The organism is Micromonospora sp. CA-269861 (assembly GCF_050948505.1).
In the GTDB taxonomy this organism is placed as follows: Bacteria; Actinomycetota; Actinomycetes; order Mycobacteriales; family Micromonosporaceae; genus Micromonospora.
Genome location: NZ_CP192014.1, coordinates 6,631,577 through 6,646,422, shown reverse-complemented (window position 1 = coordinate 6,646,422; position 14,846 = coordinate 6,631,577). Strand labels below are relative to the sequence as shown.

Annotated in this window: 16 protein-coding genes and 1 tRNA gene; 10 read left to right on the top strand and 7 right to left on the bottom strand. The window is 72.2% G+C overall.

What is annotated here, in order from left to right; genetic code table 11:
* Positions 1-45 precede the first annotated feature (45 nt).
* Complete coding sequence (locus ACQP0U_RS30605; RefSeq protein ID WP_433313840.1) at positions 46-654, bottom strand: endonuclease domain-containing protein; 609 nt, start codon at positions 652-654, stop codon at positions 46-48.
* Between the two features lie 345 nt (positions 655-999).
* Here ACQP0U_RS30605 and ACQP0U_RS30600 point away from each other — a divergent pair, with 345 nt between their 5' ends.
* Positions 1,000-1,140, top strand: a complete 141-nt coding sequence (locus ACQP0U_RS30600) for a hypothetical protein (RefSeq protein ID WP_433313837.1) — start codon at positions 1,000-1,002, stop codon at positions 1,138-1,140.
* Positions 1,141-1,611: 471 nt separating this feature from the next.
* On the opposite strand, the gene ACQP0U_RS30595 is transcribed toward ACQP0U_RS30600, so the two are convergent.
* On the bottom strand, positions 1,612-2,271 hold the full coding sequence (locus ACQP0U_RS30595; protein WP_433321286.1) for an IclR family transcriptional regulator: 660 nt from the start codon (positions 2,269-2,271) through the stop codon (positions 1,612-1,614).
* Positions 2,272-2,658: 387 nt separating this feature from the next.
* Here ACQP0U_RS30595 and cysS point away from each other — a divergent pair, with 387 nt between their 5' ends.
* Both cysS and rlmB read left to right on the top strand, forming a co-directional pair.
* Positions 2,659-4,074: a cysteine--tRNA ligase gene (cysS, locus tag ACQP0U_RS30590; RefSeq protein WP_433313834.1), complete on the top strand. Its 1,416-nt coding sequence runs from the start codon at positions 2,659-2,661 to the stop codon at positions 4,072-4,074.
* Positions 4,074-5,204 carry a 23S rRNA (guanosine(2251)-2'-O)-methyltransferase RlmB gene (gene rlmB / locus ACQP0U_RS30585; RefSeq protein WP_433313831.1) on the top strand — a complete coding sequence of 377 codons (1,131 nt, stop codon included), beginning with the start codon at positions 4,074-4,076 and terminating at the stop codon, positions 5,202-5,204. The genes cysS and rlmB overlap by 1 nt, the downstream gene beginning before the upstream one ends.
* Positions 5,205-5,255: 51 nt before the next feature.
* On the opposite strand, the gene ACQP0U_RS30580 is transcribed toward rlmB, so the two are convergent.
* Both ACQP0U_RS30580 and ACQP0U_RS30575 read right to left on the bottom strand, forming a co-directional pair.
* Complete coding sequence (locus ACQP0U_RS30580) at positions 5,256-5,378, bottom strand: hypothetical protein (RefSeq protein ID WP_433313828.1); 123 nt, start codon at positions 5,376-5,378, stop codon at positions 5,256-5,258.
* Positions 5,379-5,556: 178 nt separating this feature from the next.
* Complete coding sequence (locus ACQP0U_RS30575) at positions 5,557-6,648, bottom strand: ABC transporter ATP-binding protein (protein WP_433313825.1); 1,092 nt, start codon at positions 6,646-6,648, stop codon at positions 5,557-5,559.
* Positions 6,649-6,988: 340 nt separating this feature from the next.
* Between ACQP0U_RS30575 and ACQP0U_RS30570 the strand changes: the two genes are divergently transcribed.
* From ACQP0U_RS30570 to ACQP0U_RS30550, 5 genes are all read left to right on the top strand, one after another.
* Positions 6,989-7,065, top strand: a tRNA-Thr gene (locus ACQP0U_RS30570).
* 265 nt (positions 7,066-7,330) lie between these two features.
* The gene (locus tag ACQP0U_RS30565) at positions 7,331-7,732 is read left to right on the top strand and encodes a helix-turn-helix domain-containing protein (protein WP_433313822.1); all 402 of its coding nucleotides are present in this window, start codon (positions 7,331-7,333) and stop codon (positions 7,730-7,732) included.
* Between the two features lie 34 nt (positions 7,733-7,766).
* The gene (locus tag ACQP0U_RS30560) at positions 7,767-8,186 is read left to right on the top strand and encodes a VOC family protein (RefSeq protein ID WP_088952055.1); all 420 of its coding nucleotides are present in this window, start codon (positions 7,767-7,769) and stop codon (positions 8,184-8,186) included.
* A 9-nt stretch (positions 8,187-8,195) separates the two neighbouring features.
* The gene (locus ACQP0U_RS30555; RefSeq protein ID WP_433313819.1) at positions 8,196-8,867 is read left to right on the top strand and encodes a DUF998 domain-containing protein; all 672 of its coding nucleotides are present in this window, start codon (positions 8,196-8,198) and stop codon (positions 8,865-8,867) included.
* A 67-nt stretch (positions 8,868-8,934) separates the two neighbouring features.
* Complete coding sequence (locus ACQP0U_RS30550) at positions 8,935-9,579, top strand: histidine phosphatase family protein (protein ID WP_433313816.1); 645 nt, start codon at positions 8,935-8,937, stop codon at positions 9,577-9,579.
* Here the strand turns inward: ACQP0U_RS30550 and ACQP0U_RS30545 are convergent.
* Positions 9,567-10,136 (bottom strand): hypothetical protein, encoded by a 570-nt coding sequence (locus ACQP0U_RS30545; protein WP_433313814.1) that lies wholly within the window; start codon positions 10,134-10,136, stop codon positions 9,567-9,569. The two genes, ACQP0U_RS30550 and ACQP0U_RS30545, sit on opposite strands and share 13 nt — an antisense overlap.
* A gap of 290 nt (positions 10,137-10,426) precedes the next feature.
* Here ACQP0U_RS30545 and ACQP0U_RS30540 point away from each other — a divergent pair, with 290 nt between their 5' ends.
* Together ACQP0U_RS30540 and ACQP0U_RS30535 are read left to right on the top strand one after the other, a co-directional pair.
* Positions 10,427-11,140 (top strand): enoyl-CoA hydratase/isomerase family protein, encoded by a 714-nt coding sequence (locus tag ACQP0U_RS30540; protein WP_433321283.1) that lies wholly within the window; start codon positions 10,427-10,429, stop codon positions 11,138-11,140.
* A gap of 114 nt (positions 11,141-11,254) precedes the next feature.
* Positions 11,255-12,868, top strand: a complete 1,614-nt coding sequence (locus ACQP0U_RS30535) for a protein kinase domain-containing protein (protein WP_433313811.1) — start codon at positions 11,255-11,257, stop codon at positions 12,866-12,868.
* A gap of 70 nt (positions 12,869-12,938) precedes the next feature.
* On the opposite strand, the gene ACQP0U_RS30530 is transcribed toward ACQP0U_RS30535, so the two are convergent.
* Positions 12,939-13,382, bottom strand: coding sequence for an HNH endonuclease (locus tag ACQP0U_RS30530; protein ID WP_196920045.1), 444 nt, complete (start codon positions 13,380-13,382; stop codon positions 12,939-12,941).
* Between the two features lie 215 nt (positions 13,383-13,597).
* Positions 13,598-14,806 (bottom strand): hypothetical protein, encoded by a 1,209-nt coding sequence (locus ACQP0U_RS30525; protein WP_433313808.1) that lies wholly within the window; start codon positions 14,804-14,806, stop codon positions 13,598-13,600.
* Positions 14,807-14,846 lie beyond the last annotated feature (40 nt).

Below are 14,846 nucleotides of genomic sequence, written 5' to 3'. Positions count from 1 at the left end.
TGCCTGACGGATGGCGCGGTTTCCAGGAACTCGAGATGATCCCGGTCATGTGGACGATCCCCGGCGCCATCCACGGCTGACCAGGGCGTCACGCACCTCCCGAAGCACCGCCGGGAACTCACCGTGCAGCCGTCGGCTGGTCACGTGCAGGACCAGCCAACCCGCAGCGACCAGCTGATTCAGCCGACGGCGGTCGCGGTGTAGCTGCTCCGGGTCGGAGTGCCACTTCCCGTCGTACTCGACCGCTACCCGATACTGCGGCCAGGCCAGATCGGGGTGCAGAACAACGCCGCTGGGCAGGCGTACCGGATGTTGAACCGCCGGGCGCGGCAACCCGGCCAGCACCAACCGCACGCGTAGGTGCGACTCCGGCGGAGATTCGGCTCCGCCGTCAGCCAGGTCGAAGACCCAACGCGCCCGTCGCCCGCCGGGCCGGTCGGCGTTGCGCGCGGCCAAGGTGGCCAGCGTGTCCCGATCGGCCAGCCCCTGCCCGAGCAGCGAGTCGACGATGGCGACCGCCCGGACCGGGTCGAGCCAGACCGCCGTCTCCCAGGCGGCCCGTCCGGGATCGGACCGGGGGATCTGGAGGTCCTGCTCGCTGAACCTCGGCGTGCTGGCCGTCGGCCACCCGTCGTACCGGTTGACCGTCGCCATGCCTCCTGCACTGACGGACACTGCGGCCGGCCGGGCCAGCTGCCGTGCCGGGCGTGGTGACACTCCACCGCCAGGTGGGCGCCCTGCTCCCGCAGGTCGCGCTGCATCACGTGGACGTCCGGCGCTCGACGGACGCCCTGCATCGGGCATTCGTCCCATGCCTGCCGGCCGTCCTGCGTCCGGCATGCGTCCGGCATCCGGTGGTCGTCCTGCGTCCGGCATGCGTCCGGCATCCGGTGGTCGGCCCGCGTCCGGCATGCGTCCCGCATCCGGTGGTCGGCCCGCGTCCGGCTGGTGTGCCCGGGCCGGCGGAGCGCCCGCGCTGAGCGGGGTGATGGCGTTGACGTGCACGCTGAGGCCGCGTTGTGGGCCGACCCGCAGCGGTCGGGGCACGAGGACGTGCACATCGTCGGTGAAGCTCGCGGCGTGTTGGACGCCGTGCAGGTAGGCCGCCGACGGGCCGCCGACCACCACGCCGGGCGGTAGCCGGAGGAGGGCGGCACGGCACGCGAGGGCGTGGTCCCGATCCAGCCGCGCGTCGGCGTAGATGTCGTGGCGTAACCGCACCCAGGCGGAGTTGCGCAGCTGATGTTCGGTGAGCAGGCCGTCCCGGACGGCGTCGGAGCCGCGGAAGACCTGCCAGGTCAGGGCATCGGGGCGATGCGGGCGTGGTGGCATGCAGTGCAGCCTGCCGACCACCGATCGACCACCGAAACCCCTGTGGACAACCGCGCCTGCGCGTTCCGCCGGACCTGTGGACAACCACGAATCCACCTGCCGATCGTGCTATGGCGCCAGTCGGATCGACCGACTGATCAGGCATTCGGGCCGCCGACGGGAGGTGACCCACTCGCGTTCCTGAAAGTCGGGCCGTCGCTGGCCGTGGGACACCGCGACTTCCGTGGACCCGAGTTGATCAAGCCGTCGGGGACGGCGAGCGGTGGGGCGTGAGTGGGGTCAGCTGAGGGCGGCGGTGATGGTTCGGGCGGCGGCCAGCACCTGGGGGCCGATCGTGTCGACGTCCAGTGGGGCGAGCGCGACCACGCCGACGCTGGCCTCCAAGCCGGGTACGCCGAGCACCGGCGCGGCCACCCCGTACGCCCCGGCCTGCAACTCTCCACTGCTACTCACCGGCTCCGCCGATCCCGCTCGGCCGGCCAGGATCGCCCGGCCCGCCGCTCCCCGGTCCAGTGGATGTCGTGCCCCGGACCGGTACGCGACGTGGAACGACGTCCAGCTCGGCTCGACCACGGCCAGGGCAACGCCCTCTCCACCTTCGACGACGGTGAGGTGCGCGGTCGCGCCGGCCTGCTCGGCGAGGCGGCGTAGCGCGGGCAGCGCACCCTCGGCGAGCAGCGGCTGGGCCCGGCGAGCCAGGTGCAGCAACCCGGCACCGAGGCGCAGCCGACCGTCTCCGTCGCGGCGCAGCATCCCGTGCCCGGTCAGCGCGCTGACCAGACGGTAGACGGCGGCCCGGCCGATGCCGAGCCGACTCGCGGCCTCGGTGACGGTCAGACCGCCTGGGGCGTCGGCGACCAGGTGCAGCAGCCGCAACCCCCGGTCCAGCGTCTGCGACGTCTCCCCGCCCCGCCCGGCAACCGCGTCGGCCCGCCCCACCCCAGCGTCGGCCCGCCCCACCCCAGCGTCGGCCCGCCCCACCCCAGCGTCGGCCCGCCCCACCCCAGCGTCGGCCCGCCCCACCCCAGCGTCGGCCCGCCCCACCCCAGCGTCGGCCCGCCCCACCCCAGCGTCGGCCCGCCCCACCCCAGCGTCGGCCCGCCCCACCCCAGCGTCGGCCGGCCCGAACGCCGTGTCGCGCCGCCCCGTGCCGGGGTCGGCCGGCCCTGCACCAGCGTCGGCCCGTCCGAAGGGCGGGTCGGCGGGGGCGGTGGGGTTGGCTGGTGTGTCACCGGAGCCACCGGAGCGTGCGGTCGCATCCACGCCTGGCAGCGTACGACCCGGCACCGGCGGACCCGGACAGGCACGGACAGCTACCCTTGTACGGTGACGCTACGCCTGTATGACACCGCCACCCGATCGGTGCGGGACTTCGTCCCGCGGGAAGCCGGCAAGGTGGGGGTCTACCTGTGTGGTCTCACTCTCCAGGCCCCGCCGCACATCGGTCATCTTCGCTCGGGCGTCAACTATGACGTGCTGCGCCGCTGGCTGTTGGCCGCCGGCTACGAGGTCACCTTCATTCGCAATCTGACCGACATCGACGACAAGATCCTGGTCAAGGCGGGTGAGCAGGGTCGACCGTTCTGGTCGATCGCGTACGCCAACGAGTTGCTGCTCGCCGAGTCGTACCGGGCGTTGAACGTGCTGGCGCCCACCTATGAGCCGCGGGCCACGGGGCACATCCCCGAGATGCATGAGCTGATCACGAAGTTGATCGCCGACGGGCACGCGTACCCGGCGAGTGACGGCTCCGGCGACGTCTACTTCGACGTGGCGTCCTGGCCGGCGTACGGGTCGCTGTCGGGTCAGTCTCCGGACGCCATGCAGTCGGCCGGGGACGCCCCGGATCGGGGTAAGCGGGATCCGCGGGACTTCGCGCTGTGGAAGGGCGCCAAACCGGACGAGCCGGCGGATGCCTACTGGCCCTCACCGTGGGGGCTGGGCCGGCCCGGCTGGCACATCGAGTGCTCGGCGATGTGCTGGCGCTACCTCGGGCCCGAGTTCGACATCCACGGCGGCGGCCTGGACCTGACGTTCCCGCACCACGAGAACGAGATCGCCCAGTCCCAGGCGGCCGGGTTGCCGTTCGCCCGTTTCTGGGTGCACCACGGGCTGCTGAGCATCGGCGGGGCCAAGATGGGCAAGTCCGCCGGCAACGCGCTGGGCCTGGCGTACGTGGACTCGCTCGGGGTGCGGCCGGTGGAGCTGCGCTACTACTACGCCGCCGCGCACTACCGCTCGGTGATCGACTACTCGGAGGATTCGCTGCGCGACGCGGCCACCGCGTACCGGCGGATCGAGGGGTTCGTGCAGCGAGCCGCCGAGCGGGTCGGTGCCGGGCAGGTCGGTGAGCTGCCCGCCGGCTTCGCCGCGGCGATGGACGACGACCTCAACACATCCGCCGCGCTGGCAGTGCTGCAACAGCACATTCGGGACGGCAACACCGCGCTCAGCGCTGGCGATGATGTGACCGTCCGCACCACGCTGGCCGTGGCGCGGGCAATGCTGGATATTCTCGGGATCGACCCCCTCGACCCGGCCTGGACCGGCGGCGGCCGATCGGACGATCTTCGTGCCGTGGTGGACTCCCTGATCGCGCTGGCCCTGGAGCAGCGTGCGCAGGCTCGGGGCCGCAAGGACTGGGCCGCCGCGGACGCGGTGCGTGACCAGCTCAAGCTGGCCGGCGTGGTGGTCGAGGACACCCCCCAGGGCCCCCGTTGGACTATTGGAGAGCAGGACTGATGGCCGGCAACTCGCAGCGCCGTGGCCGGCGACTGACGTCGAAGGCAGGCGCCCCCAAGGGCACCGGCGGCAAGAACAAGGACTCCTTGGCCGGGCGGGGTCGCACCCTGCCCGCGGACGAGCGGCCGTGGCACAAGGGCTACTCGGGCACCGAGAAGCTGCCGCAGCGCACCGCCTGGAAGCAGGACAAGGAGCGCCGCGCGGCGGCCGAGGAGGGGCGCGCCCCCAAGATCGGTCAGCCGGGTAGCAAGGACACCACCTGGGGCAGGGGCGGCGGTCGGGGCGTACCTGTCGGTCGGGGTGCCGCCGGCGGACGGGGCGGCAAGCCCACCGGGCGGTCCGGCCCCCGGGTCGCGCCGGGGCGCAAGTCCAACCCGTCCAAGGACGGCCCTGAGTTGCTGGTCGGGCGTAACCCGGTGCTGGAGGCGCTGCGCGCCAACGTGCCGGCGACGGCGCTCTACACGGCCCAGGGCATCGACATGGACGACCGGATCAACGAGATCATCCGGACCGCCGCCGACCGGGGCATCGCCAACCTGGAGATCAGCCGCGCCGAGTTGGACCGGATGACCGGCGGGGTGCTGCACCAGGGTGTCGGCTTGCAGGTGCCGCCCTTCGCGTACCAGCCGTTCGAGGACATGGTCGCCGCTGCCCTGGAGCAGCAGGCTCCGCTGCTGGTCGCGCTGGACGGTGTGACCGACCCGCGCAACCTGGGCGCCGTGATCCGGTCGGCTGCCGCGTTCGGCGCGCAGGGTGTCTTCGTACCCGAGCGTCGTGCCGCGGGGATCACCGCGACCGCCTGGCGGACCAGTGCCGGCGCGGCCGCGCGGGTGCCTGTGGCGCAGGTGACGAACCTGACCCGGTCGCTGAAGGCGTGCCGGGACGCCGGTTTCATGGTCGTCGGGCTGGACGCCGACGGCGACACCGACCTCTACAACCTGGAGGCCGCTGTCGGTCCGCTGGTGGTGGTGGTCGGTTCCGAGGGGCGCGGTCTTTCCCGCCTGGTCGGGGAGACCTGCGACCTGACCGTCAGCATTCCGATGATCTCCGAGGTCGAGTCGCTCAACGCCAGCGTGGCGGCGGCGGTCGCCCTGGCCGAGGTTGCCCGTCGGCGCTCCGTCGAGCTGTAACGCACGTGGACGAAGGCCCCCTCCCGCCGAGCGCGGGAGGGGGCCTTCGTGTCAGATCTGACGGGTCCACGAGACGAAGAGCAGCGCCCCGGCAACCGCCATCAGCAGCACTGTCGGAAGCAACCAGAGCGGTCCGCGCTCGCCGTCCAGGCGTCGGGTCAGCCGCTGGTGCACGGCGGCGATGCCGATCAGGGCGGCCAGCCCGGCGGCGGCCGTACGAGAACGGCGAGCCGTGCCGAGTCACCCCACGGGGCCACTTCCGCGCTGGCTCCACAGGGCGAAAGGCCCGCTCTGGTACGACGAAAGGGGCGGCCCGCCGAAGCGGACCGCCCCTTGTCGGTGCGGCGTTACGTCAGATCCGGCCACCGGTGGCGGCGTGGAAGACGTGGCTGCGACCGGCGACCGGCTTGACGAACACGGTGTCACCCATGTTCGGCATGCTGCGCCGGTCGGTGCGGACGACGAAGCGCTCCGAGTTGCCACCCAGCGCGGCGTGGCCGTAGACGTTGGCGTCCGAGCCGAGGTCCTCGACCAGCTCGACCACGACCGGCATGCCGCCCTCGGTCGGGCTGACCAGCTCGCAGTCCTCCGGGCGGAAGCCCACGGTGACCTTGCCGTCGCCACCCTCGGCGCGGGCCGCCTCGACCTGCTCCCGGGTCAGCGGGATCTGCAGCTCGGCGAACTCGGCGCCCCGCTCGTTCAGCGGAACGGTCTTGATGTTCATGGCGGGAGAGCCCATGAAGCCGGCGACGAACACGTTGGCCGGGGTGTCGTAGAGCGCCCGCGGGGTGTCCACCTGCTGGAGGACACCGTCGAGCAGCACTGCGACCCGGTGACCCATGGTCATGGCCTCGACCTGGTCGTGCGTCACGTAGACCGTGGTGACGCCCAGCTTGGCCTGCAGGGACGCGATCTGGGTACGGGTCTGCACACGGAGCTTCGCGTCGAGGTTCGACAGCGGCTCGTCCATGAGGAAGACCTGCGGCTCGCGGACGATCGCCCGGCCCATCGCGACACGCTGACGCTGACCACCGGAGAGCGCCTTCGGCTTACGGCTGAGGTACTCCTCCAACTGGAGCAGCCCGGCCGCCTCCTTGACCCGCCGGTCGATCTCCGACTTGGAGGTCTTGCGCAGCTTGAGGGCGAACGCCATGTTCTCGTACACCGTCATGTGCGGGTAGAGGGCGTAGTTCTGGAAGACCATCGCGATGTCGCGGGCCTTCGGGGGAAGGTGGGTGACGTCACGCTGGTCGATGTAGATCGAACCGGCGTCCACGTCCTCCAGGCCGGCGAGCATCCGCAGGCTGGTGGACTTACCGCAACCGGAGGGGCCGACCAGCACGAGGAACTCCCCGTCGCCGATCTCGAGGTCCAGCTCGTTGACGGCGGGACGCTCTTGGCCCGGGTAGACCCGGGACGCCTTGGAATAGGTGACCGTAGCCATGGTGAAGCGCTTCCTTTCACCGGCAGGAACGTGCCGGACGATCCGAGTGAAGGAGCAACCGGCACGTGTCCGTGCCGGTCAGCGGACGGCAGCGCGGTCGCGGGGGCGCCCGGATGTCGTCCGTGTCAGTGAACCGTAAACGCGTTTACCCGTGCTGCCAAGGCGAGGAGCCGCCGAACACCGCACACGGCCTACGCATTCCGGTCACTCCGGCACGGTCAGACATCAATCGACGCGGCGTCTAACGAGTGTGCGTCGGGTTGTTGACGATTCCCATGCTCGGGAGGCCTCGCGATCGGGATAACCGGACGTCAGTCGCTATGCTGACCTCGACGCACGCGCCCCTGTAGCTCAGCTGGCCAGAGCACTCGCCTTGTAAGCGAGATGTCGCCGGTTCGATCCCGGCCGGGGGCTCCAATTCCATCAGACCTTTCCAACCGGCCCTGCCGCGACTCCAAGCATTGGCGGAGGGCGCGGCAGTTGAGATACGTCAGCGTTGAACGAACCGACGACGGCATCGCTCCGGATTCCGAGGCTCACGTCGAGCCTGTGGGAAGCACGAGGAAGATCTGACCATCCGCCACCGCGGATGCCCCGAGTGGAGCGGCGCGCCACCCGACCCGACGGCGGAGTGCCCGGCGGTAACCTGGGCCGGGCACGAGCGGAGCGAGACGGGGGCCCGATGAGCCGCGCGGTGGAGGAGTCGAACCGGGCGATGCTGCGCGCCCGGGACGCGATGGACCGGGCGTACGCCGAGCCTCTCGACATCCCCGCGCTGGCCCGGATCGCGCACGTCTCGGAGGCCCACTTCATCCGTACCTTCCGGGCGACCTTCGGTGAGACCCCGCACCGCTACCTGCAACGCCGTCGGGTGGAGCGGGCGATGGCGTTGCTTGTGGAGACCGACCGGGACGTGACGGACATCTGCTACGCCGTCGGCTTCGGCAGCCTGGGCACGTTCAGCCGGACGTTCCGGCAGATCGTCGGGGAGTCGCCCTCGGATTTCCGGCGTCAGCGCGTCGCGCCGGCCAACGTGCCGTCGTGCTTCACCAAAGCCTGGACCCGACCAAGCAGTTTTGGATAAGCGCAGGTCACGGTCTACCTCTAGCGTCATGGGCATGACGATGAACGCGATCAGCCGCTCCCAGATATACGTCCTCGACCAGGACGCCGCGCTTGACTTCTACGTCAACAAGCTCGGCATGGAGGTCAACACCGACCAGGACCTCGGTTTCATGCGGTGGCTCACTGTCAACCTGCCCGGCGACCCGGAGCGCGAGATCCTGTTGGAGAAGCCGGGCCCGCCGGCGCTGGACCCGGCGACCGCCGAGCAGGTCCGGGAACTGCTCACCAAGGGTGCCCTCGGTGGGTACCTCTTCATGACCACCGACGACGCCCGCAAGACGCACGAGGACCTTGTGGCGAAGGGCGTCGAGATCACCGACGAGCCGACCGAGCGCCCGTACGGGATCGACTTCGGCATCCGGGACCCGTTCGGCAACCGGATCCGCATCGGCCAGATGTTCCCCCGGGCGTAGGGGCGGGCGATGAGTCAGGCCGCAGCGTTTCCAGTGGTACGACCGACCGCAGTTGGTCGGGACCGCGTGCTGTTGATCGGTGGGGTGCTCGCCGGCCCGATTTTCGTCGGCTCGGCGATCGTGCAGGCGGCGACCCGGGACGGCTTCGACTTCCGTCGCCATCCGGTCAGCGTGTTGAGCGCCGGCGAGATGGGCTGGATCCAGATCCTCACGTTCCTGGTCACCGGGGTGCTCTGCGTGCTGGCCGCCCAAGCGCTGCGCCGTCTTACCGGCGGGGGCGGTGGATCGGTCTGGCTGCCCCGATTGCTCGCGCTGTACGGCCTGGGCCTGGTCGGGGCCGCGATCTTCAGCGCCGACCCGGCCGACGGGTTCCCGCCCGGTACACCCCGGGGCGCCGGTGAGATCAGTTGGCACGGGGGCCTGCACTTCCTGGTGGCGGCGGTCGCCTTCGTATCGCTGATCGTGGCGACGTTGGTGGCGGCACGGCGGGCCGCACGTCAGGGGGCGCGCGGTCGAGCCGCCTACAGCCTGGTCACCGGGGTGTTCTTCGCGGCGGCCTGGGTGACGCTGATGGTCCGGCCGGCACCGGCCGTGATGGTGGCGTTCGGCCTGGCGGTGACGGCCGGCTGGCTCTGGGTGTCGGTCACCTTCGCGCGGGCGGCGTCCGGCCAGGCCGATTGAGCCGACGACCGCGGGACCGGGAGGTGCGGGTCGAACCCGTACCTCCCGGTGTGTTGAGGTGGGATCCATGGTTACCCGGTTGCTGTACCTGACCCGACACGCCGAGCAGGATCTGTCCGAGCTGAGTGGGCCGGATGCCGGCGAACCGGATACCGGCCTGTCGGAGCGCGGCCGGCGGCAGGCCACCTTGCTGGGGGAACGCCTGCGAGCGCGACGGTTCGCCGCCGTCCATCACGGGCCGCTGCGCCGGGCCGCGCAGACCGCCGAGCTGATCACCAAGTCGCTGCCCGACGTTCCGGTGTACGAGACGGAGCTGGCCGGTGACCACCTCCCACACGACACGGACCCGGCTGGCCTGCCGCCCGCGTACGCCGAGTTCCTGGCGCAGTTCTCGGCGGCCGAGCGGGTCGACGGGCCGCGAGTGACGGCGGAGGCGGTGCGGCGGTTCGCCGGCCCGGTCGGCGAGGGGCCCGCTGGCGGCGAGCCGGTCCGCGAGCTGGTCGTGACGCACAGCTTCCTGATCGCCTGGCTGGTGCGGCATGCCCTCGACGCGCCGGAGTGGCGGTGGCTGGGCTTGAACACGCACAACGCGGGGCTGACCGTCATCCGGTACAGCGCGGCTGGCCCACCGAATCTGGTCGCCGTCAACGACGTGGCCCACCTTCCGCCGGAGCTGCGGGGCACCGGCCTGCCCCCGGACTATCTGACGTAGGTGCTGGTCGCGCGCAGGAGCAGCTTGACCACCGCCTGGGTGGCCGGCGGCGGGGGCCCCTCGGCCGGGCAGTCGGCGTACCCGGTCTCGTTGCTGCCGACGGTGAGGCGGTAGTGCATCACGTCCGCGCAGTTGGTCGCTGTGGTCGGCTGACGCGCCTCGGTGGCAAGGCGGGGGTCGGCGGCCAGTCCCGCCAGGAGGCCCTGATCGGCAGGGGCGAGCCGACCGATGCGCCGACTGCCGGCCCGGTCCGTCACGGTCCACTGGCCGTCCGGCTCGACCACTATGGAGTCACCGCGTCCGGCGAAGCCGCCCGAGCCACGCAACATCACTCGTGGGGCCACACCGCTGGCCCCGGCGCTGACGCTGGGAGCGGTGGTCGGCTGCGAGATGCCGGTGGTCGGCTGCGAGGTGCCGGTGGCCGGTGCGGCCGGGCCGGTAACTGTGGTGGCCGAGGGCTGGTCGGCGGCGGTGGGGGCTCGGTCGACGCTGGTGCAACCGGTCACGAGCGCGGCCAGGAGCGCGACCGTGACGAGGGTCGTCGATGCGGGTCTCATCTTCGTCGGACGCGCGAACCCAACCGCCGGTTCCCCCGTCTGACCGGAAGCGGTCCGCGCCGTTCTGGCAATCTTGGACACTTTCCGTTCCGCGCTAACGGAAAGTGTCCAAGATTGCTTCAGTAGTGCGCCTGCGCCGGGCGTGACCGGTCGTCTTGGTTATGGTCGCCGCACCGGCGCTCGACGCCGGTGGGCAGGTTGGCGGCGTCGCCTCAGGTGACGCGGAAGGAGCGGATGTGTCGGACGCGGAGTTGACAGTCGAGGTGGCCGGGCCGGTCGCCACAGTGGTGATGCACAACCCGGCTCGGCGCAACGCGATGACCGCGGCCATGTGGCGTCAGCTCCCCGAGCTGCTCGACCGATTGGAGCCCGACCCCGACGTACGGGCGCTGGTGCTCACCGGCGCGGGCGACACCTTCTGCGCGGGCGCCGACCTCGGCGACCTGGCCGAGTTGCTGGACGCCGGTGACGCCAGCATCGCGGTGGCCGCCGAGGAACGGCTGGCCGGGTTCGCCAAGCCGACAGTCGCGGCCATCCGGGGCGCCTGCGTCGGCGGTGGGGCTCAGCTCGCAGTCGCCTGCGACCTGCGGATCGCTGCGGACGGCGCCCGTTTCGGCGTACCGCCGGCCCGGCTCGGGCTGGTCTATCCGGCGCCGACGACGCGTCGGCTGGCCCGGCTGGTCGGCCCGTCCGCCGCCAAGCACCTGCTCTTCACCGCCGAGCTGATCGACACCGAGCGAGCCTTGCGGATCGGCCTGGTCGACGAGGTCCTGCCGGCCGACCGGCTCGCCGCGCGGGTGGACGAGCTGACCGCGACGATCGCCCAACGGTCACCGCTGAGCGTCGCCGCCGCGAAGGAGATCGTCGACGATCGGGCCGAGCCCGCGCGGATCGCCTGGTGGCACCGGAAGGTGACGACGACAGGTGAGGCCCGCGAGGGGGTCGCGGCGATCACCGAACGACGTACGCCCCGCTTCGCCTGGCAGCCACCGACCGGCGACTGACCGCAGGCGCTCCTGCGGCGCGATCGCCTCGACCCGACCTGCCGGCGATCGCACCCATTGCGATATCTCGATCCCGGGTACCCGGAACTCCTGCCGGTACGGCAGGCTGTCGTCGTGCAGCGTGATCAGTTGCTTGCGGGCCGCTACCGGCTCCTGGAGCGCCTCGGCAGCGGCGGCATGTCGGCGGTGCACCGGGCGTACGACGAGGTGCTCGAACGGGACGTGGCGGTGAAGGTACTGGTCGCCTCGGACACCAACGCCCGGCAGCGAATCCGGGGCGAGGCCAAGGCCGCGGCCCGGCTGTCGCATCCGCACGTCACAAGCGTCTACGACTACGGCGAGTCGGCGTTGGACGGTGAAGAGGTCCCGTTCGTGGTGATGGAGTTGCTCGGCGGTCACACCCTTGAGCACCGGTTGGCGGCCGGGCCGTTGCCGCCGCGCGCGGGTCTGCGGGTGTGCGCCGAGGTGGCCTCGGCGCTCGCCGCCGCGCACGATCAGGGGTTGGTGCACCGCGACATCAAGCCGGGCAACGTGATGCTCACGCCGACCGGGGCGAAGGTGCTCGACTTCGGCATCGCGGCAGTCGCCGGCGCGCCCGAGGTCGACTTCGAGGGGCGGCTGCTGGGCACGCCGGCTTACCTGGCGCCGGAGCGGTTGCAGGCCGGCGAGGTGCTGCCGGCCAGCGACGTGTACGCCCTCGGCCTGCTGCTGCACCGGGTGCTCACCGGCCGGCTGCCCTGGCCCGCCGAGGCGCAGACCGGGATGCTCCGCGCGCACACGCACGTCGACCCGGACCAGTTGCCCCCGATTGACGACGTACCGCCCGAGGTGCACAGGCTCTACCGCTGGTGCCTGGCCGGCGACCCCGCCGACCGGCCGCCGGCCGCCGACGCGGCTGGCATCCTGCTCGCCGCCGCCAGCGCAGCCGCGCCCGAGGCCGCTGCCGTCGCCGCCGAACCGGCGGCAGACGCCGCAGAGTCACCTACCACCGAGCCCGACACCAAGCCGACCGAGACCAAGCCGCCTGACACCAAGCCGACCGACACCAAGCCGACCGACACCAAGCCGCCCGGCACCGGGTCCACCGGCACCGAGGCCGGCGGCGGGCTGACCGGCACCGCGCCGGCCGGCGATTCGGCGGCGCGGATGTGGCGCGGGCCGTGGCGTCGGGGGCGGGCCATTCTGACGGTCGGCGGTGCCGTGATCGCCGCGGTGGCGCTGGCCGGGTCGCTCGGTGACTTCAGCAATCGTCGACAGGGGCAGAGCGCCGCGCCGACCGGCAGCGGCCCGGGCACCACCACTGTGGGAATGCCGCGCGACGAGGAGCCGACCGACGGGGTCGACACCGGGCGGTCCGGCGTACCGCCGAGCAGGAACAGTGCTCCCGCCTCCCGGACCAGCCCCCCGACCGGTGCAGAAGGCACAGCGGCCCCGGGGCCGACCAGCACCACTGCGGGCCCGTCCCCGACCGGAGCCGCGCCGACTCCCACCCCTGCCGCCGGCGAACCGGTGGACGCCCGTGGCGGGACGGTCACCGCCCGCTGCGTGGGGAAGTCGGTAGAGGTGCTCACTGTGACACTCGTGCCTGGGTTTCGGACCGAGTCGTACGACCCGGGGCCGGCGAAGCAGATCGAGGTCGAGTTGACCTCCGCGGAGTACCGCAGCGCGATCCGGGTGCAGTGCCCCAGCGGCCGGCTGAAGTCGAAGGTCAAGGAGAGCGCCGCCTGACCGGGGGCCGGCGGGTGCCGCGCCCCGGACGTACCCGGGACGCGGCCCCCCGTTCCCGCCGGCCGGTCCGTCACCGTCCGGCCAGCGCCCCCCAGCCCGGGTTCACCGGTTCCCGGCGCAGCGGCATGCCCGCCTCCGCCGGCGTCCGGTCCCCCTTGCGCTGGTTGCAGGCGTAGCAGGCGGCGGTGGTGTTCCGCCAGGTGTTCCGGCCGCCGCGCGAGCGGGGCAGGATGTGGTCGATGGTGGAGGCCGAGCCACCGCAGTACGCGCAGCACCTGTCGTCGCGGCGCAGCACACCGGCGCGCGACCAGGCCGGCCCGGAGTTGAACCTCCACCGGGTCACCACGAAGCGGACCAGCCGTACCACCCGGGGCATCGGGAAGACCCCGATCACCCGGTCCGGCTCGGCCTCGTGAATCTCGGCCACCCGACGGCAGAGCATGCGTACGGCGTGTTGAACGGTGACCCGGTGCAGCGGGCCGAGGTCGGCGTTGATGACGAGGACGGCGTCCACCGGGATCTCCCTCCGTGACGATGACGCCGGACAGCAGAAAGCCGCCCGGTCCGGCTGTCGGACGGGCGGCTCGGCGCGTACGGGTACGCGTCAGTCGGGCCGGCCCGCCCGGGGACCTTCCGCTCGGTAACCGTCACCGGGCAGCGTCGACGGCACGGTGGTGACGTGCGACATCGTCATGAGCTGCTCCCGCGGTGGTGGTTGACCTTGCGCGCTCACGGTAGGTCGACGCGGGAGACGCGGGCAACGTATTTCGATCGGCCGGGCTCCTCGGGACGCCGTTGACGGCGGGTGCGGGGCGCTGCTTTCGCCGACGCCTGGGCGGTGGTCAGTGGCCGGTTCAGCCGCACGGCCATCCGGGCGGTGAGTTCGCTGTCCAGCAGCGGCCGGTTGACCTCGCCGGCGACCGCCAGCGCGGGCCCGGAGACCGAGCGCCAGATCGCGGCCAGCCCGGCGCCGAGGCCCACCAGGGCGACGGTGGCCCGGGTGGTCGGTGAGCCGGCGGCCGCGGCGGCACTCACCCCGACGACCGCGAAGAGCACCAACAGCAGGGGTACGAGCACCGGCCAGAAGATGCCGCGTGCCGCCTGCGCCACCAGCCGCCGGTCCCGGATGATCAGATTCCTGGCGACCACCGCGTAGTCCTCCTCGTCGAGCAGGTCGCGCGGGTGCAGGCCGCCGGTGAGCACGTCGCGCCAGAGGTCACCCTGGCCGCGCAGCGCCCTGCTCAGCGCGGCGGGTGTCGGCTCGGTCGGATCCCCGTGGCCGGAGCGGTCGACAGCGCCCGCCCACGCGGCCAGTGACCGGCGCACCACCGCTGCCGAGTACGGCGGCAGCACGCTGGCCAGCTCGTCCAACCACCTGCTGATCTGCACGTGCCGGCCGCCGAACTGCCGCAGCAACTGTTCGACGTCGCCGGCCCGGACGGTGTCGGCCACTGACCGGCCCAGCCGGTAGGCCAGCCCGACCCGGTGGTTGGCGGCCATCGCCCAGCGCAGCACCTCCACGTTGAGGTCGTCGAGGGCGAGCAGCAGCGGTACCGGGTCGGCGGGGTCGGGCTGGCCCAGGTCGGGGAGCAGGGCTCGGGCGGCCGACGTGTCGGGCACCGGCCCGGTGTGCCGGGTGAGGTCGGCGATCTGGGCCACTGCGACGTCCACCCCGTCGAGGTACATCCGCATCCGCCGGTGGGCGGACATCTCGGTGAGGTTGGAGAGTTTGGCCGGCGGCACGGCCGGGCGGGCCTCGACGAAGGCGCGCAGCTCCGCCTGCTGCCCGTGGTGGTAGGCGTCCGCCATCCACCAACCCAGGCGGAGCGCGGTGACGATGCAGGCGCGCTCGTCACGGATCAGCGGGTACGCGTCGTCGCGGCCGATCTCGTCGATCGACGAACCGTTCTCCGCGCCGACGCGGTGCAGTGGTGACATCTCCCGCTGCCCTCCCGCCCGGCCGATCGACGGTTGATCA